Here is a 22,262-nt window from a genome sequence, read left to right as displayed (position 1 = left end):
TTTGTTCAGTTACTTAAATCAGAATAGTATGATGAAGAAAGCCTTTCCTAAATTAGATATGCATAATATTCTACTGCTTTTCACAATATCACCATCTACAGTTTAACCTATCAAACGCTGTGCTAAAAAATTCACCAACACGCCAATTTTTACCACATTACGGCTAGTGGGCGGATACACCAAATAAATCCCGTCATCTGTCGCCAAAGACGGGGTCACTTGCCAATCAGACAACACCTGTACCAACGCCCCAGACTGCAACGCTTTCTCAATCAGCCAATTAGGTAAATGGCTAATCCCTTGTCCATCAAGCGTGGCTTGTTTCAGCATTTCTATATTATTACCCATCAAATTCCCTGTCACCCGCAAACTTTGCGTTTTACCCGTTTGATGGAAATACCACTTTGACGCATAGCCTTGATACATAAACGGCAAACAATTATGCTCGGCTAATTGTGACGGTATTTGTGGTGTTCCATGCAATCGTAGATAATCGGGACTGGCACATAACAGCCGTTGCTGAGAGGCAATAAATTTTGCTACCAAGCGGTCATCCTCCACACGCCCTAACCGCACCCCTACATCATATTTCTCATTAAATAAATCTACAAATTCATCACTGGCAAATAGCTCCAATTCAATTTTTGGGTATAAATGGGCAAATTCGGCAAGCAATGGGGCGATTTTTTCAATCCCATAGGCACTGGGAAAAGTAAGGCACAATCGCCCTTGTGGCTCAATTTGCTCCTCTTTAATCGCTTCATTTACCTGTTGTAATTCAGCTAATATCGGCTCGGTCTGTTGTAAATAACGCATCCCTGCATGGGTCAAATCCAAATGTCTGGTTGAGCGATTCAATAGCTTAACTTGCAAGGATTGTTCTAAGTTATCAATTTGCCGAGTGACAGACGACACCGCCAGCCCAAGCTGACTTGCCGTGGCAGTAAAGCTATTAGTATTCGCCACATGGTGAAAAATAGTGAGGGCATAGAAGTAATTGATGGTCATGGGTTTGTTAGCAGTTAAGTGTATTTTTGAATAAACATATTTTTGCAAAAAAAGCAAAACTGTTTCTAATTTTACCCCAATTATCATTAAAAATAAAAGCATTATACTAGGGCTATATTTTTTAATGCTTAATTTAACGGAGTGACTCCCATGACCACAAGCTCACAAACTGCTGTACCAAACCTCTCTGTTCTTGGACAAGACAATAGCCAATTATTTCACACCGCTCAGACGAATGAAAATATAACCCCGCAACAAAAACAACTACCCCCTCATCTTGCCAATCACCCTGCATTTAGTGAGGTGTTTCAAGCGGATAAACTCACCTTGGGATTGATTGCCCCGTTTAAAGGCTATCCCAATAGTCCGATTCCGAGCTTAGAAGACTTTGGGGAAACCGCTGTCTTAGCAGAACAGCTTGGATTTTCTGCACTATGGTTGCGAGATGTGCCATTTTATGACCCAAGTTTTGGCGATGTTGGACAAGCATTTGACCCCATGGTTGCCATGGGCTATTTGACTGCGAAAACCCAACGAATTGCGATAGGTTCAGCAGGCATCGTTGCACCTTTGCGGAGTCCCATTCATATCGCCAAAGCCTCAGCAAGTACGGCAGTATTAAGCAATAATCGCTTTATTTTGGGGATGTCGAGTGGCGATAGACCTGTGGAATACCCTGTGTTTCAGCAAAACTTTGACAATCGTGCCGAGCGTTTTCGAGAAAGTTGGGACATGATTCGTGCCTTAACCACCCAAAAATTTCCGCAGTTTAAAGGGCAACATTATGGGGATTTAACAGGCAATATTGGCTTTATCCCTATCCTTGAACAACGCTTACCGATGGTTGCTATTGGTCGTGCCAGACAGGAACTAGATTGGCTTGCTAATACTGCCGATGCGTGGATTTGGCATGGGGTAAACCCAAAAGATACCAAAAATATCGTGCAAACCTTGGCGGATTTAAATCAAGATGACGCTTGGCATCCTTTTGGTTATGCCAATTTTGTCGAACTTAGTGAGAACCCGAATGAGCCTGCTCAATTATCTCGCAATATTTATCTACGAGGCGGGTCACATAGTTTGCTGGAATTTTGGCAAGAGCAGAAAGAACAAGGCTTATCTCATGTCACCATTAATTTAAAGCCTACCAAACGCCCTGTCAAAGAAACGTTGCAAGACTTAGCAGAAAATGTGTTAGCCAAATTAAACCAATAAAAATGGGGTATAAAACCATGAAAACGCTTGTCATTGATACCACAATCAATGCCCATACTGAGTCATTTTCGGCTCAGTTACTACAACAAATCAAACAGCAATTTGCTGAAAGCACAACCTATTTGCCATTAAATGACATGGATTTACCTACCTTGGATGAGGCAACCCTAACGGTCATTTATAAACAAAAAGCAGGGGAGGCTTTGAGTGTGGCGGAGCAAGCTATCGCCGACACTCGGCAATCGATGTTACAGCAGTTTAAAGCGCATCAAAAAATCGTTATTATCTATCCGATGTATAACTACAATATCCCTGCTCGACTCAAAGATTATATGGATATGGTGTTGGTGCCACGAGAGACTTTCCAGTACAGCGAGGCAGGTAAAATTGAACCCTTATTGACCGATAATAGAGCCGTGTTGTTTCTACAAATTAGTGGGTCGATGTTCTCATTGGATAAAGAATGCCAACAAATGGAATTTGCTTACCGTTATTTGGATATGATGTTTGCAAAAATGGGCTTTAAAAAACGCACCTTGATTCGAGCAGAAGGCACAGCCATTTGTGATAAAGAGGCAATTTTACAAGCCACGCTAGAAGATTTTAACCAATGGCAAGTTAATTAAATTTTAAGATAGCTGATACATAAGCTCAAGTTACTCAATATACTGTTAGGAGAATTTTCTTATGAAATCAAAATACCACCCTTTATTTCAACCTTTTACCCTTAATAATGGCATCGTCATCAAAAACCGTTTGGTAGTTGCTCCTATGACGCATTGGGGTTGTTAGAAGCAGCTATTACAACAGTACTAAATCTAGGTCTATAAACATTGAACTTATAAGGCTCAAAGCCTTAATCAGAGAAGTATTTGAGCAGTCAAATGGCTCGGCTGGTGCAAGGACGGTATCTGCTATCGTCACGCATCAACATGACATTAAACTCACACGCTACAGAGCAGTTAAACTGATGGCACAAATGGGGTTGATTAGTCGACAGATAAAATCACATAAGTACAGGCGTTGTGAAGAATTCCATAAAGCTTATGGAAACATACTAGACCGTCAGTTTGCGCCCACTGCACCAAACCAAGTGTGGACAGGTGATGTTACTTATATTCGTATCAAAGCCGGATGGTGTTATTTAGCCATCGTTATGGATTTATATGCTCGACGTATTGTTGGTTTTGCCTTGTCAGATAGCCCGAATACCCAGCTGACCACATCTGCACTAAAAATGGCATATCACATAAGACTTGAGCCTAAAGGCGTGCTGTTTCATCCAGATCAAGGCAGTCATTATACCAGTGAAGAGTATGCTAAATGCGTAGCCAAGTGCAATGGTATGTCGCATAGTATGAGCCGACGAGGCAACTGTTGGGACAATGCACCTACAGAGAGGTTCTTTAGAAGCTTTAAGACAGAGTGGATGCCAAAAAACGGCTATGACAATATTGATGAGGCTCGGCAGGCAGTAAATGATTATATTTGGGGCTATTATCAAAGTGTAAGACCACACAGCTTTAATGAGTATTTAACACCGAGCGAGAAAAAGAGACTTTATTTCAACAAAAACCTCTTAAGTACTGTCTAAAAATATTTGACCACTACAAGTATACAATGTGTATTCTCCTACGTTCTTTCAAATCTATACTTTACCTACCACTCACCACTCATGTGATCATATAAATAACTTCAAATACCAGATATTAACAAGGAAAAATCACCACCTCATCGCCTTCTTGCCATGGTTCAAACTTAGTCATAACTTGCAAAAATAACGGATGCGCAAGCCAATCTTGTAACCACTGCTGCAATTTAGGGTATGGCAAACCATAAAACACCTCACGATCAACATGCGCAAATTGACGAACAAACGGCATGATACCAATATCCGCTGTGGTCACACTGTCTCCTAATAGATAGACATTTTTTGTCAATAGCGTCTCCAATACCTGCAAAAACACCTCGCCCCGCTGTCGATACTCGCTCTGCGTCATCTCAGGATACCGATCTGCATATTTGTATCGATCTAGCCAATATTTAAACTCATTGTCATTTTGTACAATCAAGGCATTTGCTTGCGGTAATGTATTTTTATCAAGTAAGCCGTGTGGGTCATTCTGCGCAAGTGCCCACATCATAATCTCGTCACTTTCTTCAATGACGGTCCCATCCGCCAACTGTAAAACGGGTACGGTCCCTTTTGGGCTAATCGCTAGCATTTGCTCTGGTTTATTCTTCAGCGTAACCTCCCGCAGCGCTACAGACTGCTCGGCAAATAAAAGGCCGAGACGGGCACGCATGGCATAGGGACAGCGGCGAAAAGAATACAAGCGGTGAAGCGGTGAAGTCATAGTTGTCTTCCACAATTGAATAAAAACTAAATAGCATATCAATAAGAACCAGTAGGCTCAAACACACTGATATGGTTTTTATTAGGGAGTAGGTAAATATTATTAGGCGCGATGAGATCACACCGATTTCACTCTCGATGTTGACGGCGTTTGCAGCACCTAAATTCTTGTTTGACTGATAAATAAACACCAAAAAACTCAAAATATAATCACAGTCAAAGTTATTATAATGGCAACTTATTGTTGGCTAAAAACCATTGACACCTATTGTAAATATCATTTTTTTGAATTTATACTGGACTATTTTCTATAGTATAAGGACTGATACATGCAGTTTTTGAGGATGATAAGTCAGCAGTTGAGTCGGTTTACGGCTTTAGGGCGAATCATGTCCGTGATTACTGCACATGAATGTTAGAGGTTAAATACTGGGCTAAATACTCGTTTCTAACTATATCGACTGCTAACTAACTATATCGCCTGTTAAAGACGATACTATCTTAAGGTTCAGTTAAGGTTGCTCCTTTATGATGCTTTCATGATGTTAATCGTGCTAAAAGCTTTTAACCATTTGGAGACAGCTGATGTCATTATCTATTGATAGCACTCATACCTTACAGAATGTTCTAAATACGACCTTTTATATTGAAGCGGTTAAGCCAATGTCAATATTGGAAGTGCAAGGCATACCCTCCTCCCTCTATATTCGTGCCAGTACGCAAATGCCAATAGCGACATCGCCTACTTCCTATGCCCAAAACCAAGATGCCCAGGCATTTATCAAACGCATATACGAGTACATCCATCACGCCCGATTAAGCTACTTTATGCCCATTTTGTTTTCAGGTTTTGCCGATATGCCATCCTATGGCGATTGGTTATCCACTGATGATAATACTTTGCCTACATTTAAAGGCACGAACGTTGCTATCGGTCTAAAGCCTATCTGTGAAGATAAGATATTTTTAGAGCAGTATCTGAACACGCCGATACAACATGAGATCAGCAGAGTGGCAGGCGAGCCAGTCAGTCGCCAGCGCATTTTTGAGATTGGCAATTTGGCATCAGGTTGTGCGGGTAGCGCGCGGCTTATGATAGCATTTTTGGTGTTTTATTTATCCACCCCCACCCTGAATTCTAAGACTCATGAATACCAAACCAAAGCAGACTGGGTCGTGTGTACTGGCACCGATGCGGTACGGCATATATTGGCACATATGGGCATTCGCAGTCATGTCATTGCCAAGGCCACGGCAGAAGCGCTAGAAGACCCTGAGCAAGTATCCTCATGGGGCCATTACTATCAGCACAATCCCTTGGTCGTCGCTATCAATGTGGCCGATGCTAAGCGGGTATGCGCGCCTCATTATCGCTATACCGAAACGTTAGAGATGAATGCTACCACGCGTTTGACGCTAAATAAGATAGCCGTTTAATACGCATGCATTAGCCAACCAATAACACTGCACCACCACAAGACAGTGAGAATACTATGACCCCCATTTATACCGCGATATGTCAGCATGCCCGCCAAACTCCCAAGCAGGTGGCGATACAAACGATAGCTGACCATAACACGACCAGTCTGACCTATGGCCAGCTACAACGCACGCTATCCACGCTTCATCAAACATTAGAAACATGGCAAGGCAAGCGTGTCGCCTTATATGCGCATAACGATATAGATTGGATCATACTCGATTTGGCATTGAGTACCGTCGGCGCGGTCGTTGTGCCCATCCCCTTATTTTTTAGTGCCGCGCAAATTGCGCACTTACTACAAGATGCGCAGATAGAGATGGTATACGTTGGCGCTGGTTTACAGCTGCCAACCATAGACAAGACGGATAATTGGATAATTGCTGATACACCAGAGACAAAAACCATCAAGTCTGAGCAGGCGACTCCTATCACAGGCCGTTTTTATCAACTTGCTGGCACCATCACTGACCATACCTTCACCGCTCAAAATTTCTCTACCACTAGCGACTTTTGCAAAGTGACTTACACTTCAGGCAGTACGGGTATGCCAAAAGGCGTGTGTTTGGGTCAAGATACCTTGATGCGTATTGTCGATTCGTTATCGGGTGCGCTCGCTGATACCTTGACAGATGACGCTACTAACGCGCCAGAAGTGAGCAATGTCACAAGCAATTTTAGTCATTTAAGCGTGTTGCCTTTTGCCACTTTATTAGAAAACGTGGCAGGCGTCTACGTGAGTCTGTATATGGGGCGCACCTTGGTGACAGGGCACATTGATCAATTTGGTTTGTTATCCAATCAAGCTTTTGATGCCAAGCGCCTGATGACAACGGTGCAAACATACCATATCGCCAGCGTTATTTTATTACCGCAAATGCTAAAAGCGATTTGCGAGCACATGGCCGCCAATGAAACAACCGAATCTAGCACCAATGCTGCTGTGCCGTCGTTAAAATTTATGGCAGTCGGTGGCGGCAAAGTCTCTTCTCAATTACTAAAGGACGCCAGCGCCTTAAGCTTGCCTGTCTATGAAGGCTATGGTCTGTCTGAATGCGGCTCGGTGGTCAGTCTCAATACGCCAAAAGCAAAGCGCGAAGGCAGTGTGGGCAAACCTATGCCTCACGCCTCGGTCAGCATCGCAGATAGTGGCGAAGTAATGGTTAAGGGCAATGCGATGCAAGGCTACTTAAACCATGACAATAGTAAAGACGACAACGGCATCATTGCCACAGGGGATATCGGTCATTTAGATGACGACGGCTATTTATACATCACGGGTCGACGCAAAAACGTGCTCATCAGTAGTTTTGGCCGTAATATCTCGCCTGAATGGGTAGAAGCGCAGCTCTCAACGCAGCCCATTATTTATCAGGTCGCGGTACTCGGAGATAATGAGCCGCATTTGTCTGCGGTGATAGTCGCCAACCCCAACATGGTCGCAACGAGCAATGATCCACAATCTGCGATTGCGCAAGCGATAGATGTCGTTAACCAAACCTTGCCTGACTATGCGCGTATCCAACAGTGGCATCTCGCCGAGCACCCTTTTAGTACGGACAATGAATTATTAACTGATAACGGCAAACTGCGACGCGCGCACATTTTTACCGCTTATCAATCGGCACTCGGCTTATAACAGACACTTTTACCAGCAGTACAACAATAGGACCATATTATGCAAACCACTCTGATGCCAAATGATTTGATAGAAAACGACCTGATACAAAGCAACTTGATAAAAAGCGACGTTATCGAACTTGACACTTTTGAGGCACCAGCCTCCCACGCGTCTGCTAGCGTATCCTTGCCTAAAACCGCTGATATTTTAATGGAGTTGCAAACCCATGGTTGGACGTTACTTCGAGGCTATCACTACGATGTAGAGACGTTTAGCCAGTTGATGAGTCAACTTTGTCAAACCTTGACCTACGATCCCGCCCGCCAAAACATCACTTCTGAAGCGCAAAAAGTGGATGCAGGCACGCATGCTATTGGACTACATATCGAAAATGGCAATACGCCGATGCCGCCTGACGTCATTGCTTTTTTTAGTGAATTGAGCGCCAAAAAAGGCTCACAAACAACGATATGTGATGGGCATGCGGTGTATCAAGCGCTATCACCTGAGCTAAAAGCTACCTTTAGTCAGCCGATGCGTATCAGTCGCTATTTGCCTCAGGCCATTTGGCAAAATTATGTGGCGACTGCGACCGGCAGAGCAGACGCCGATCAAATAAGCTTGGATGATTTAGAGACATTTATCACTGCGACGACGAGCAAGACGTTAACGCATCACGTAGAACCTCAGACAGACGGCGGCGTTCGGTACGTATTACAGATACCTGCAATTCGAGAAGACAACGTAAGCGGTAAACTGGCCTTTGCAAATACTTTACTTGGGCCCTCATTTAACTATGAAAAACCTGAGTTCACCCTAGCAAACGGTCAACACGTTGATGATGCGCTCCTAGATGAGCTGACTCAGCTTTGTGAAAAATACACTCAAGACATTGCGTGGCAAAATGGCGATGTGGTGATACTCGACAACAAACGCATCATGCATGGTCGTCGACAAATTGATGTGCCTTTAACAGAGCGTAAGCTGTATATTGCGATGGGGCTTGGCACTAGGCATGGCATGAATCACTCAAACGATTAGCAACAGCACATCTCACCACAATCCGCGCTTCAATAGTCCGTGCTCTAACAATCAATGTTCAACAAGGATGCGATATCATGACACCAGCTAATGGCCAATCAGACCTAGTACAAGCTACGCTCAATTACACCATGCTAATCGGTGCCACGGGTGGTATCGGGCAGGAGATCGCACGGCAATTATGTGCCAATAATCAGCCTGTCATTTTGGTCGGGCGTAACAACCAGACCTTGACTCATTTGGTAGATGAGTTGACCAAAGACTATCCTGATGTCCCGCTTGTGTCTCATACGTGTGATTTAAGCTCGCAGACATCGCAATCGCTACTGGTAGAGGGACTGGGTGAAATGACACAAGGCCATAGAAACGTCATTGATACGGTCATACTCAACGCAGGTATCAATGATTTTGCTTTGCTCACGGATCAAAATGATGACACAATTGAACAGATGATGCTCGTCAATGTGGCGTATCCACTACAGCTTATAAAAAGACTGCTACCTATCTTGATAGCGCAGCCTAGCCCGAGCCAAATTATCAGCGTTGGCTCAACCTTTGGCAGTATTGGCTACCCAGGTTTTAGTGCTTATGGCGCGAGCAAGTTTGCCTTACGCGGTGCAAGTGAAGCGTTAGGCCGCGAGTATGCCGACACCTCAGTGACGTTTCGCTATTTTGCGCCCAGAGCCACCAAGACCACCATGAATAACGATGCCGTTGTCGCCATGAATGAGGCATTGAAAGTAAAAATGGACTTACCTGAGACTGTCGCAAAAGCATTGATTAACTTTATATCAACCAAACAAGCGCATCAGCATTTAGGGTTTCCCGAACGTTTTTTTGCATGGCTCAATCGATTGTTTCCCAACATCGTTGGCAACGCCATTGTCAAAGACCTGCCCACCATCAAACAATATGCCAGAAAATCATAATAATCGGTTAGGGTGTCATGGCATAAATCTGCTGTTAAATCGCCACGCCAAATAAGCGACCAATTAACGAGGTTGCCACCATGGCAAGCACGCCCCAAACCACGACTCTGGTAGTCGCCGGAATCACAGGTGCACCGCCTAGACGAGCAGAGATAATACCAAGTAACATCAAGCCCACTATCGTCAAAGATGACAATGACCAAACCAGTGTTTCCGCTGGTAACAGTAATATCCCAATAATGGGTAGTATCGCCCCCGCTATAAATGATAGTCCCGAAGCCACTGAGGCATGAATAGGCTTTGCTTCACTAATATCCGTCAGGCCAATCTCATCACGGGCATGCGCCTCCAGAGCATTGTGCTCAGTCAAGCTCACGGCCACTTGATGCGCCAAATCATGCTCAAGTCCACGCGCCTCATAAATTTTGGTGAGCTCAAGCAGCTCACGCTCAGCATTGTGCCTCAGCTCATGTCGCTCTTTATCGAGATCCGCCTTTTCGGTATCCGCCTGTGATGAGACCGAGATATACTCGCCAGCCGCCATTGATAATGCACCTGCGGTCAGCGCTGCCATACCTGTCAGCAGCAATGTCTGACTGCTTGTACTGGCAGCAGCCACCCCAACCAATAGACTGGCGGTCGAAATCAACCCGTCGTTCGCACCCAGCACTGCTGCCCTCAACCAATGATTGCGATTGCTCAAATGTGCTTCGTCATGAATAGAATGATGCATAAAATCCTCAAAAGGTAGAGACGCGAATGGGTATGCCCTAGTGTAGCTGATACAGATTAAGACAGTATGCTTTATGTCTTATAACGGTTTTGAGAGTGCGTTCTTACTGCTGACCGTTACGATAAAGCCTGTTTCTGGTTGAGGGCGGTTGGCAAATGCTAAGGTAAGATTGTGCAGATCGGCAATTCGATTGGCAATTGATAGCCCCAGCCCACTACCTATTTGGGTTTGACCGGCTGGACGATAGAAGCGCTCGCTTAGCCGCGCTAGCTGCTCTGGGTCTGCGCCCAAGCCATTATCCACCACTTTGATACTATCAGTATCCAACTGCAGTTCGATCTGGCAGCCCTCTGGGCAATAGCGAATGGCATTGTCTAATAGGTTGCGGATTAATAGTTTAAACAACACTGGATTAATAAGAATGGGTAAAATATCGGCAGGATTGTCACAGTGTACCGTGCGTCTTAATTGGATGTGTTTTTCTCGAGCCAAGCGGTTGACATCACTCAGCACAGTATCGGTGAGCAGCAGCCAGTCTGGACGTTCTAATTGCTCAAAAGGCAACTGCTGTTGCGGCTCTATTTTGGCTAACACCAATAACTGATCGACCAAATGGGTGGCGCGCTCAATACCATCGCTGATTTTTTGCGTGTGATAAAACAGTTGACTGTCGTTTTCTATACCAGACAGCTGTAATAGCTGCTGCTGCAAAAGATCGGCTTGTAGTTTGAGCGCAGCCAGTGGGCTACGCAGCTCATGAGAGGCATCAGCGGTAAAGCGCTGCTCCCGTGCTAGAGTGTCTGCCACTTTCACAAACAACACGTTTAACGCGGTCACTAAAGGCTGAATCTCTTGTGGGACGTCTGCTGTAATCGGACGATCGTCTTGTGGCTTGCGCTGTTCTACCTCAGAACTAATCTGACTTAATGGCATCAGTCCGTGTCGTATCAATCCGATAGTCAAGATCATTAAGGAAAGCAGCCCAATTAACATCGGCAGTACTTGCACAGACATCGCTTCAACAATCATTTCTCGGCGAGAGGCAAGGCTTTGACCAATAGCAATCACACGCTCCTCACCCATATCATCGCTACGATAGTCATCATGCGCATAAAACAACCGCCAGCGTTTACTAAAAGGGTTTAGACGCTGATAAATAGCGTTGTCCTCTTCTACAAAACCGCGCTGATCTGGCAAAAAAGAAAACGACTGTCCGTTCTCGTCAGCCGCTAATAAATGCCCTTCTTTATCCCAAATAGCAAAACCCATGTAATCGTCTTCTGCATCACCCAGATCACCTGACAGCGCCTTACTTTTTAAATTATATATTTTGGCGACGGGTTTTCCATTGTGCTCTGTCTCGTTATTATTGTCGCGGTCACTTTGCTCATCGTTATCAGCAGAGATGCCCATCAAATAACGAACCACTTGGGTGATTTGTGTGTCATTCATCTCATTGATTTCGTGCCACAACCGCCAAGCAATAAAGCTCGATGTGACAAGCCACAGCAAAGGCAGACCAATGAGTAAGGAGATGAACAGTCGCTGCTGGATACTTTTCATAAGCTCATAGGTTGCTCATATATGGTTTGTATATTGAAAGCCAAATTGAATATAAACATATTAATGATTATGGGCTGGATTGAGATGGTAGCCGATACCGCGTTTGGTTAAAATAAAGTCATTGCCCAGCTTTTTGCGTAAATGATGGATATGTACTTCAATGGCATTGCTCTCAATATCCTGTTGCCAGCCATAGAGCTTGTCCTCTAAGCTTGCGCGGCTGTGAATCTGTTTGGGATGGGTCAGCATTTGCTCGAGTATCGCCACTTCTTTGATGGTGAGCTCAACGACTTGGCCTTGATAAGAGACTCGGTGATTGTGCGGCCAATAAGCGACGTCACCATAACGAATCTCAGGCTGGCTACGTCCTTGACTGCGCCGTATCAAGGCTTGCAGACGGGCAACCACTTCGTCTAGTGCAAATGGCTTGACCAGATAATCATCGGCGCCCGCATTGAGTCCAGCCACGCGGTTGGCAATCGCGTCACGAGCCGTAATGATCAATACCGGCGTATCTAGCTGTTTGTAGCGCCAATTTTGTAGCACCGTCATGCCATCCCCTCTTGGCAAGGTCAAATCAAGTAGCACCGCGTCAAACATACCCTCTTGCAGTGCCATCTCACCTTGCTTGGCATCACTAAACCAATCGACCATCATGCCGTGACTTTTTAGCCCAACGACCAAACCTTCAGCGATATTGCTATCGTCTTCTATTAATAGTATGCGTGCCATGATTGTCCTATTACGTTATGTACTCTATTGTCTTTTTTATTGTGGGCGACGCGTCGTCACCGTTTTATTACCCGTTATCATCGACTTGATCAGGTTTTGCCGCTCCCAATAGCTCATGGCAATCGCAGAGATAATATGCACCGGCACCAGTAAGTATAAACTATTGGCCAGTATCTCATGAACTTCTTCAAGGACATCTTTACTGGCAAAAATGTTGGCTTCCATCAGATAGCCACTAATACCCAAGCCAATAATCACCGCCCATAACGCAAACATCATTAGGGCAGCCAATGGATTATGACCCAAATGCTGCTCGTCTGTACGGCGAATACTCAAATCAGATAAATGGTGCTTAATACGAGACGGCGTGGGGAAAAAGTCACTGAAACGTGCATAACGCGTGCCCACAAATCCCCAAAGTAGACGGATAACCACTAGCCCCACCACGGTATAACCGACATATTGATGCAGCTCACTACCTTCTTCGGTAAACAGCAAATTAGCAGTGATACCAGCCGCGACGGCCCAGTGAGTCACTCTAACCAAAATATCCCAAACTCGTACTTGTCGAGTTTTAGGATTATTTGATAAAGACATATCAGGCTCGTGCGCCGGATTGCTTGTGCTATGTTGGGTCATGACCGTCACTCCTTTAATGGTTCGTTTGTTTTTTACGACGTGATTGCTAAACATCGAATCTAGGCGAGATACCGCTAGTAGACTCGCCATCACATCGTCTGCTCTACCGCTATTACAACAAACAAACCTTAAGAGGAGCTTAGGAAACTAAAAATTCGAACTTTAAAGTAGTGAATAATCTACCTGACATTCATAGATAATTAAAAGTACATTTCAAAACAAGAAATTGAGCAGGCAAGACCACTATTGGCAATATAAATAATACATTTAAAATTTTAACCTGAAAATATATTTAGCATTAATTCCGTAATAATATTGATAATGAAAATTATTATCAATATAATAACGATTTAAATTACATGCTGGAAATATTCATGCAACTGTCTCGCTTATCTGCTGCGTTATTTAATCTTTCGAATGTATCTGGTTCTTCTCTACGATTAGCATCTATACCTTCTAGATTGGTATCGACTAAATCCCTCTCTTTAAAGACACTATGCTCAACCTGTCTATCTACTTCTGTCATCGTATTAACAACGAGTCAATCGGCATGGGCACAGGCAGATGATGTAGATGCTCAAACCACTCCTAATGTGGTACTTGATACTATCGTCGTCACTAGTAGCGCTGATGCTTCAGCGGATGGATTGCCAGATGCTTATGAAGGTGGCCAAGTTGCGACCGGTAGCCGCGTCGGAATCTTGGGTAACCAAGACATCATGGATACGCCGTTTTCTACCACCTCATACACCAATGAATATATCACCAATCAGCAAGCGCAAAGTGTAGGCGATCTACTCAAAAAAGACCCAACCGTCCGCGTGGCAAGGGGTTTTGGTAATTTTCAAGAAGCCTACTTTATGCGCGGTTTCATCACCACATCAGATGATACGATGTTTAATGGTCTATACGGTATTTTGCCCCGACAGTATATTGCCACCGAATTGTTTGAACGGGTGGAAGTCCAGCGCGGTGCTTCTGCCATGCTAAATGGTGCCGCACCCAGTGGCGGTAACGCAGGTGGTACGATTAACCTATTACCAAAACGTGCTAGTAATGAGCCACTACGTGAAGTGACGCTTGGTTATGGTCAAGGTGACCAAGGTAAGGTCGCGGTAGATGTCAGTGATCGCTTTGGTAGCGATGATGCTATTGGTGTTCGTTTTAATGCTGCTTATCAAGATGGGGACAGTGCTATCGATGATGAGTCGTCGACCTTGGGTCTGGCTGCCCTTGGTTTGGACTATAGAGGGGATCAGTATCGCCTATCAGCAGATTTAGGCTGGCAAGACAATAAGCTGTCAGAGACTCGTCCTAGTGTCAATCTTGGTGGGGTTTCTAGTGTACCAAATGCTCCAGACGGCTCAAAAAATTGGGCGCAGCCTTGGACCTACTCAGATGAAAAGGATGTCTTTGGTACGATTCGAGGAGAATATGACTTTAATGACAATATTACCGCTTATGGTGCTTACGGTGTGCGAAGTGGCGAGGAAGAAAACTCACTAGCCACTTTAACTGTCAACAACGTTGATGGTGCGGGTACAGTTTATCGCTTTGACAATACTCGAGAAGATAAAGTACAAAGCGCCGAGCTTGGTCTACGTGGTAAATTACAAACCGGTGAAGTGGCTCATAGCTTAGTGTTTGCCGCAAACCTCTATGATCAAGAAGAAAAAGGCGCATTCGCCTATGATTTTGATAATCAACCCGCGACTAATTTGTACCACCCTACCGACTACGCTGAGGTCCCTTTTACAAGCACAGCAATCTTCGGTGGTAACTTAGACGATCCGAAACTAACCAACAAAAAGCAGTTTCAAAGCTTTGCGTTAGCAGACACCATATCACTGTTCGACGATAAGCTAAAAACCACTTTAGGCGTGCGTCATCAGAACTTAAAAACCACCAGCTATAATGCTAATACACAAGCAGAAACTGCCAACTACGATGAAAGCGAATGGACACCCAGTATCGGTATCGTCTATCAGCCGAGTCTAGATTGGTCTGTTTATGGTAACTATATTGAGAGCTTAACCCCAGGTAAAACAGCAAATCAGAACAATAACAATCTGCCTGTAACGAATGCAGGACAAAGTCTAGCTCCCTATGTCAGTAAACAAACCGAAGTGGGCGTGAAGTATGACAATGGCATGATTGGCAGTAGTTTGGCTGTTTTCAGTACCGATGAACCGCGTGCTTATTACAATGGCAATAATACCTTTGTAGCCGCTGGCGAGAATCGCCATCAAGGCGCTGAGCTATCAGTATTTGGTAGTCCAAGCGAAAACATGCGCTTGATCGCAGGTGTCAGTTATTTGAGTGCTAAGCAAAAAGACACTGGTGATAGTGCATTAGATGGCAATCGAGTGATTGGTGTGCCTACCTTACAGAGCAATGTCAACCTAGAGTATGATTTAGCAGCAGTGGAAGGATTAACTTTAACGGGTGATATCATCCACACAGGCTCTCGTTATTCGGATAATGCCAATACCTTAAAGGTTGATGGTTATACTACCTTAGATTTGGGTGCACGCTATCGCACTATGCTAGCAGGACAAGACGTTACTCTAAAAGGTATGGTAACCAATGTCACAGGTGAAGACTACTGGCAGTCAGTAGGCGGTTATTCAGATGCAGGCTATCTAAATGCAGGTGAACCAACGGCCTTAAAAGTATCGGCAACGTTCGATTTTTAAGATTTATTAGTAGGCTTTCTTAGGTTTTATAAAAGGGATTAGGCGCGACCTACTCCCTTTTCTGCTATCAAAAATTTATTCTATTACTGAGTTACTATGTCTTCTCGTACCACAGCGTCCTCTCGCATGACTGCTTCTTTATACCATATGATTTGGGCGAATTATCGTCTGCCTTTTCTCAAAGTCATTTTGCTAAATTTGGTCAATGCCGCTGTCAGCGTGGGTATTATTGCCTATATCAATCATACCTTTATCAGTCAGTCAGTATTCGATACCTTATCTTGGTTAAGTTTGGCGCAGTTTTCACTGCTGGTGTTGTTACTGCTAGTAACGACATTTTTGTCGCAATATGCATTGACGCGATTGGGACATCGATTCGTCTATGAGCTTAGAACAAAACTGGTCAAACAAATCATCGATACCACCGTTCCTCAAATAGATCATTTGGGTAGTGCACGCTTACTTGCCAGCTTGTCTTCAGATATTCAATCGATTACCGTTGCTTTTGTCCGTATGCCAGAGCTGGTACAAGGTATTATTTTATCTGTTGGCGTTGGGCTATATCTGGGCTGGTTATCGTTGCCATTATTGTTCATTGTCATGTTTTGGATTGTGATGACGATTTGGATCAGTACCATATTGGTCAAGCATGTCTATACGCATTTGACCGAGTTGAGAGAGATTAATGACGCGTTATATCAGGATTATCAATCGATAATAGAAGGTCGCAAAGAGCTAGCACTTAACCAACACCGAGCAGAAAAACTGTATACAGATGATTTTTTGGCTCATGCCAAATCGTATGAAAAGACCGTAACCAAATCTGATACTTTTCATTTATCAGCGGTGAACTGGTCCAATATTATGATGTTCGCATCGATTGGTATCGTGTTTGCAGTAGCCAATTATCTCGATATTCCGATGGGGGTTGCCACTACTTTTTCTTTGACGATTTTGTTTATGCAGTCGCCGCTTCTACATGCGGTTGGTGCTTACCCAACATTGCAGACCGCTCAAGTTGCGCTAGAAAAGATACAGTCTTTAGAATTGGCCGAGCATCAGCCGAGCTTTGCGACAGACACGGTTGCACAGGACTGGCAGTCCATAACTCTAAATAATATCAATTATCGCTATGTAGGCAGTAGTAATAGCAATAGTAGTCATGCACCAGACACAGCAGTTAATGATAATGTTCAAAATAGCGATAACAGTGATAACAACCAAAACCCTGCCAATAATATCTTAAAGTCCGTCAATTTAACCTTGCAACGAGGTGACGTGGTTTTCTTAATCGGTGCGAATGGTAGCGGTAAATCAACTCTTGCCAAAATCATTACTGGTATCTTTACTCCTACCACAGGAACGGTACAAGTCGATGGACAAAGCGTTAATTCAGAGAACAATGCCGATTTTAGACAGCTGTTTTCTGCGATTTTTAGCGACCAGCATCTATTTAAGCAACTGATTGGAATTCAAGGCAATGAGCCTGATGCGGCCCTAGTGTCTGACTGGCTGTATAAGCTCAATCTACAAGAAAAAGTAAGTGTGTCTGACCATAAACTCTCTACAGATAAGCTGTCGCAAGGTCAGCGCAAACGCTTGGCTATGCTAATCGCCGTCGCCGAACAAAAGGACATATTACTGCTCGATGAGTGGGCAGCCGACCAAGACCCTGCTTTTCGCCGCGTGTTTTACCAAACGCTCATCCCTGAGCTAAAAGCCATGGGTAAGACACTGTTTATCATCAGTCATGATGACGGTTATTTTGAGCATGCTGATCGATTATTACTGATGAAAGAAGGCCGTCTCATTGAGCTAAATGCCGAAGAGCGACAGCGTGCCAGTAAAGATGCCATTGCTATGCTCAAGTAAGCAATGCTTTAACTACTAGCATGGACTGAGCTATTTCAATCCCATAAAACGTTTGATCAACTTTAAGCTAAGTAGCAGTTAATCTGAGCATTTTTCGAAATAATCCATTCTTAAAATCAGCAATTTTTAAGCAAAAAAAGGAGCGCCTTACTATAAGGCGCTCTTTTACTATATCGAGAACAACGATATCTTACCGTTCGCTTATTTTAACCATTTCTGCAAAAACCCAACTCGAGAAATCACCAAAAAGTCTAATAGCGCGATAGCTATAATCGCGATAATAGCAGTCGGGAATATGATAGCCACAATTAATAAAGGAATAGCAAGCGGCCACCAGACGGAAACATTTAAGCCGCGAGCTGGTGGGTTTAATCCCGCGCTATCACTCGCCTGACGAGGGCGACGCTGCCACCACATGATATAGCCACTGACACAAATAGTGATTACTGCTAGGCAAAATAGTACATTAGCCAGTACGCTCCACCATCCGAGCGTGCCCATATGCAGCGCGATACCAGCCGCCATAAACTTACCAAACGCATTATAGTCATCAAAATGAATATCAGCTAAGACATTACCCGAATAACGGTCGATATGTACCGTACGATCTGCTGTCGGACTTTTCATATCATAGCTCATTGAATCTTGGCTAATGGTCCAAACGCCTGTACTACTTTGTGGCAAGTTCAATTGATAACGCCCTTCAAAGCCGATTTCACGAGCGTAGCGATCTACTGTATCAATCATAATAGGTATATTGGCGGCGATACCATCTTTACCCATGGTCGTGCCTGATACAGGCATTGGCGTCAGCTCAAGCACCCAAGGAACTTCTTTGGTGTCGCTTGAGTTTAGAGCACTGCCATGCGTGGGTGCTTCAGTATGCGCTTCAGACGCTGCCGCACCATGTACATGCGGCGCTGGTGTAGACTCTTGCATGGCAGCGTGTTGACTGTGATCAATCGATACAGGAACAGGTGCAACGCCCCACTTACCCGCAGGAAACTGGCTCCATGCTTGCACCACTCTTTCGCCCCATACACCTGCCCATGCCATACCTGATATACAGAAAAACAGTAGCAGCACAGATATCCAACTACCCAATGTCGCATGAATCGTACGGATAAAAGAGCGCTTTTTCTTATTGGTTACCCTCTCATTAGGTATCAACATCGCTTTGACTGATTTATGTTTTTGCCACCACAGATACCAACCAGACAAAATCATCAAAATAGTCAATGATGCCGCCGTTTCTAACAAATAATCACCAACTTTACCAATCAGCAAATCACTGTGAATATCGTTAAACGTACTATAAAGGCCGCTACTGGTAGGCACACTTTGGACGATATCAGCCGTATAAGGGTTTACTGCCACCATATTGCTTTGGTCGTCTGATTTTATCTGAAACAAAGCCACCGTATCGGTATCACGAGGGGCGATATATTTAACCAGTGTGCTATCAGACAAGGTGCTCAGCGCGTTCTTTGCTTGAGTAGAGACAGGTGCTTGAACCGTAGACTCTGGCACGATAACCGTTAAGCGGTCGTTATCACGTCCTACTGTGTTGGACATAAACAGCATACCGAGCGCCGTTATCGCTAAGACAATTAAAAAGGGAGCAACAAAAATGCCTGCATAAAAATGCCAACGCCACACTGTGAAATAGCGTTGGTTATTGGTGGATTGGTTGGAGGGTGTGTCCATAAATGTGACCTTAAACAATCTTTGGTTGCTCAATAAACAACGTAAACCTATCGATAATAGTGATGTATCTGCTTGCAAGACCAATCTTAAAGAGTCTCAAAGCGAGCTAGAATAAAGCCGTACAGTGACGGCAATACAGCCATTTAAAAATTCTACTGTAAATAATTGTATTTAGAATGCTGCTGCATAATACGAGAAAAATCTGACAAAAACCATCGTTTAAAACACATCGCTCCAAATAGTAGTTCTGCGTGGCTCTATTCGCAATACTCTGTCTTTAGCCCTTTATTAACAGTGCAAATACTTCTCAAAACTGTCTCGTTGTAATTTTTTAATGATAATAATTATCATTAGTGTTATTATTAGCGTCGTTGTAAATTTGCTTTAACTGTTATACATAATATTTAATTATTTTAGTCCAAGAGGAAATCTGATGCGGTCTCATCTAACCACTAACGTCATTCGCAAAAAATATCTCACCACAGCAGTACAAATTGGCCTGATCATGGGTATGAGTCACGCCGCTTACGCTGTAGAGCCGACAAACAATACTGAAAACGATGAGGCTGCTACACCATCAGCTACCTTAGATGCTATTACCGTCTACTCAGATGGCTATCGTAGTACTGGCACCAAAACTGCATTGGATCCAAACGATGCGCCAATGAGTTATACTAGAATCGATCAAGACCTGTTGCAAAAGCGTCAGGCAGATAGTGTCAATGCTGCATTACGTTATGAGCCAGGCGTAAGCTCTGAGAGCCGCGGTACGGTATCTGTTTTTGATGAGTACAATATCCGCGGATTTAAAACCTACTCAAACTTTTATGACGGACTAAGACTGCCCTACGATGGCGCTTGGAACCTAATGCCACAAGTCGATGTCTATGCGACTGAAGCGGTCGAGGTGGTGAAAGGTCCTGCATCTTCCCTCTATGGCTATGCAGCACCCGGTGGTATGGTGAACCAAATAGCCAAAGCCCCTAAGAGCACTCAAGAAAATGAAGTGCAGCTACGACTTGGCAATCAAAACCTAAAAGAAGTGGCCGTCGATAGTACAGGGCCTATCACGGACACATTGAACTATCGCTTAGTCGCGCTAAAACGCCAAAAAGACGGTCAAATGCAAACCACAGAAGAAGAGCGATTGCTGATTAATCCATCGCTTGAATGGCAGGCAACTGATGATGTCTCGGTACTTGCCAATCTGTTTTATCAAGATGATCCAGAGATGGTACCATCTACCCCCTTACCTGCTGTCGGCACTGTCTACAAGGCAAGCTATGGCAAGCTTGACAGTGATGCCTATGCAGGCGATGAATGGAATAAATTTAGTAAAGAAGTATTTATGCCAAGTGTTACTGTGAACTGGGATATCAATGACCAGTTAACTTTTAAACATATTACGCGCTATACCGATGCCGAGGCGCAGCAACGCAATATGTATAACCGTGGGTTCATTGATGGTAGTGATAAGGTTTTGAAGCGTAGCGCCTACACTACTGATGAAAGTATGAACAACTGGACCACAGATAACCAATTGGCTTACCAATTCGATACTGCTAACACCTCACACAATCTACTGTTCGGTGTTGAGTATCAAGAGACAGACAGCACGGTGAGTTATCGAGATACGCTAGACAGCAAAGATTTACCTATTGATCTATCTAAACCTAGCTTTTCTCAAATTAGTACTGACATGCTACCACTGGATACCTATTATCAGAAAGATGATATTGAACAAAGCCAGCTTGGACTCTATGTGCAGGATGAAATGAGGTGGCAAGACTGGACAGTGGTGGCAGGCCTACGCCATGACGATTTTAAAAGTACCAATGAGCAAAGATCAAGCTATCTAGGTACACCTGGCGAAAAAACTATTATTAACGATGCCAAGGAAACTAGTGGTCGTTTTGCTGCTATCTATGACTTTGGTAGTGGTCTATCACCGTTTGCTAGCTACTCAGAATCTTTTCAGCCCGTTGTTGGTAGCAACTTTATTACTAATGAACCTTTTGAACCAAGCACTGCTGATCAGCTCGAAGCTGGCTTCAAATATCTTTCTCCAGACCGTGCCACTCAAGGGACGCTTGCCGTATTTGATATCACACAGAAAAATGTCATAGTAACCAACCCCGCTAATTCTCAACAAAAAGTTCAAACCGGTGAAATTGAATCAAAAGGCTTTGAGATATCAGGCAGTCGTATGCTTAATGACTGGGTAGATCTCGCGGCAAGCTACAGCTACACCGATGCTGAGATCACAGAAGATGAGTTCAACCCTGATGTAGTCGGTAATACCCCTGCTCAAACTGCCAAACACAAAGCCACGCTATGGGCAGACTACTATGCTACAGACAAACTCACTCTCAATGCTGGTGTTCGCTACGAAGATGGCATGCAGATTGATAAGCAAAACACAGATGAGCTACCAAGTGTGACGCTGGTAGATGTCGGCGGCAGCTATCAGATAAACCCTATGCTAACTGTGGGTGCGAGTATCAACAATCTGTTTGATAAGACCTATGTCGGTGCTTGTTACGACATCAATAACTGCTGGATGGGCCCTGAACGTCAAATGTCAGTCAGCCTAAAAGCCAATTTTTAATAAATGCTACAGACAGCGGGTTGGTGCTATTAGTAAGCCAACCCGTTTTTAGAAGGAAAGCA

At 44.1% G+C, this 22,262-nt stretch carries 17 protein-coding genes; 10 read left to right on the top strand and 7 right to left on the bottom strand.

Features of this window, described 5'->3' with window-relative positions:
* Positions 1 to 102: 102 nt before the first annotated feature.
* Complete coding sequence (locus CXF60_RS02335) at positions 103 to 1,008, bottom strand: LysR family transcriptional regulator (RefSeq protein WP_197707684.1); 906 nt, start codon at positions 1,006 to 1,008, stop codon at positions 103 to 105.
* Between the two features lie 150 nt (positions 1,009 to 1,158).
* Here CXF60_RS02335 and CXF60_RS02330 point away from each other — a divergent pair, with 150 nt between their 5' ends.
* From CXF60_RS02330 to CXF60_RS02320, 3 genes are all read left to right on the top strand, one after another.
* On the top strand, positions 1,159 to 2,223 hold the full coding sequence (locus CXF60_RS02330) for a TIGR03571 family LLM class oxidoreductase (RefSeq protein WP_102090616.1): 1,065 nt from the start codon (positions 1,159 to 1,161) through the stop codon (positions 2,221 to 2,223).
* A gap of 17 nt (positions 2,224 to 2,240) precedes the next feature.
* Positions 2,241 to 2,849, top strand: coding sequence for an FMN-dependent NADH-azoreductase (locus tag CXF60_RS02325; protein ID WP_157822722.1), 609 nt, complete (start codon positions 2,241 to 2,243; stop codon positions 2,847 to 2,849).
* Positions 2,850 to 3,001: 152 nt separating this feature from the next.
* The gene (locus tag CXF60_RS02320) at positions 3,002 to 3,817 is read left to right on the top strand and encodes an IS3 family transposase (RefSeq protein WP_145990193.1); all 816 of its coding nucleotides are present in this window, start codon (positions 3,002 to 3,004) and stop codon (positions 3,815 to 3,817) included.
* 115 nt (positions 3,818 to 3,932) lie between these two features.
* On the opposite strand, the gene CXF60_RS02315 is transcribed toward CXF60_RS02320, so the two are convergent.
* Entirely contained in the window at positions 3,933 to 4,580 is a 648-nt protein-coding gene (locus tag CXF60_RS02315) for a glutathione S-transferase (protein WP_102090614.1), read from the bottom strand.
* 584 nt (positions 4,581 to 5,164) lie between these two features.
* Between CXF60_RS02315 and CXF60_RS02310 the strand changes: the two genes are divergently transcribed.
* The 4 genes from CXF60_RS02310 (at position 5,165) to CXF60_RS02295 (ending at position 9,650) form a co-directional block, all read left to right on the top strand.
* Positions 5,165 to 6,016: a thermostable hemolysin gene (locus tag CXF60_RS02310; RefSeq protein ID WP_102090613.1), complete on the top strand. Its 852-nt coding sequence runs from the start codon at positions 5,165 to 5,167 to the stop codon at positions 6,014 to 6,016.
* 56 nt (positions 6,017 to 6,072) lie between these two features.
* Positions 6,073 to 7,698 carry an AMP-binding protein gene (locus tag CXF60_RS02305; protein WP_102090612.1) on the top strand — a complete coding sequence of 542 codons (1,626 nt, stop codon included), beginning with the start codon at positions 6,073 to 6,075 and terminating at the stop codon, positions 7,696 to 7,698.
* Between the two features lie 39 nt (positions 7,699 to 7,737).
* Positions 7,738 to 8,721, top strand: coding sequence for a TauD/TfdA family dioxygenase (locus tag CXF60_RS02300; protein ID WP_227691737.1), 984 nt, complete (start codon positions 7,738 to 7,740; stop codon positions 8,719 to 8,721).
* Between the two features lie 77 nt (positions 8,722 to 8,798).
* Positions 8,799 to 9,650: an SDR family oxidoreductase gene (locus CXF60_RS02295; RefSeq protein ID WP_102090611.1), complete on the top strand. Its 852-nt coding sequence runs from the start codon at positions 8,799 to 8,801 to the stop codon at positions 9,648 to 9,650.
* A gap of 34 nt (positions 9,651 to 9,684) precedes the next feature.
* Here CXF60_RS02295 and CXF60_RS02290 read toward each other — a convergent pair whose 3' ends face one another.
* The 4 genes from CXF60_RS02290 to CXF60_RS02275 form a co-directional block, all read right to left on the bottom strand.
* A complete protein-coding gene (locus tag CXF60_RS02290) occupies positions 9,685 to 10,383 on the bottom strand; it encodes a VIT1/CCC1 transporter family protein (protein WP_058025429.1) in 699 nt (232 codons plus the stop codon).
* 78 nt (positions 10,384 to 10,461) lie between these two features.
* The gene (locus tag CXF60_RS02285) at positions 10,462 to 11,946 is read right to left on the bottom strand and encodes an ATP-binding protein (protein WP_102090610.1); all 1,485 of its coding nucleotides are present in this window, start codon (positions 11,944 to 11,946) and stop codon (positions 10,462 to 10,464) included.
* A 60-nt stretch (positions 11,947 to 12,006) separates the two neighbouring features.
* A complete protein-coding gene (locus CXF60_RS02280) occupies positions 12,007 to 12,678 on the bottom strand; it encodes a response regulator (protein WP_102090609.1) in 672 nt (223 codons plus the stop codon).
* A gap of 36 nt (positions 12,679 to 12,714) precedes the next feature.
* Positions 12,715 to 13,317 carry a cytochrome b/b6 domain-containing protein gene (locus CXF60_RS02275; RefSeq protein ID WP_180958069.1) on the bottom strand — a complete coding sequence of 201 codons (603 nt, stop codon included), beginning with the start codon at positions 13,315 to 13,317 and terminating at the stop codon, positions 12,715 to 12,717.
* Between the two features lie 374 nt (positions 13,318 to 13,691).
* On the opposite strand from CXF60_RS02275, the gene CXF60_RS02270 reads away from it, so the two are divergent.
* Both CXF60_RS02270 and CXF60_RS02265 read left to right on the top strand, forming a co-directional pair.
* The gene (locus CXF60_RS02270; RefSeq protein ID WP_102090608.1) at positions 13,692 to 16,013 is read left to right on the top strand and encodes a TonB-dependent receptor; all 2,322 of its coding nucleotides are present in this window, start codon (positions 13,692 to 13,694) and stop codon (positions 16,011 to 16,013) included.
* 96 nt (positions 16,014 to 16,109) lie between these two features.
* A complete protein-coding gene (locus CXF60_RS02265; RefSeq protein ID WP_228707012.1) occupies positions 16,110 to 17,885 on the top strand; it encodes a multidrug ABC transporter permease/ATP-binding protein in 1,776 nt (591 codons plus the stop codon).
* A gap of 201 nt (positions 17,886 to 18,086) precedes the next feature.
* Here the strand turns inward: CXF60_RS02265 and CXF60_RS02260 are convergent, their stop codons facing one another.
* A complete protein-coding gene (locus CXF60_RS02260; protein ID WP_102090607.1) occupies positions 18,087 to 19,592 on the bottom strand; it encodes a PepSY-associated TM helix domain-containing protein in 1,506 nt (501 codons plus the stop codon).
* 433 nt (positions 19,593 to 20,025) lie between these two features.
* On the opposite strand from CXF60_RS02260, the gene CXF60_RS02255 reads away from it, so the two are divergent.
* Complete coding sequence (locus tag CXF60_RS02255) at positions 20,026 to 22,200, top strand: TonB-dependent siderophore receptor (RefSeq protein ID WP_102090606.1); 2,175 nt, start codon at positions 20,026 to 20,028, stop codon at positions 22,198 to 22,200.
* Positions 22,201 to 22,262 lie beyond the last annotated feature (62 nt).

This window comes from Psychrobacter sp. 4Bb (assembly GCF_002836735.1).
Lineage (GTDB): Bacteria > Pseudomonadota > Gammaproteobacteria > Pseudomonadales > Moraxellaceae > Psychrobacter.
The sequence above is the reverse complement of the archived record's forward strand: the minus strand, read 5'-3'. Positions and strand labels throughout refer to the sequence as shown.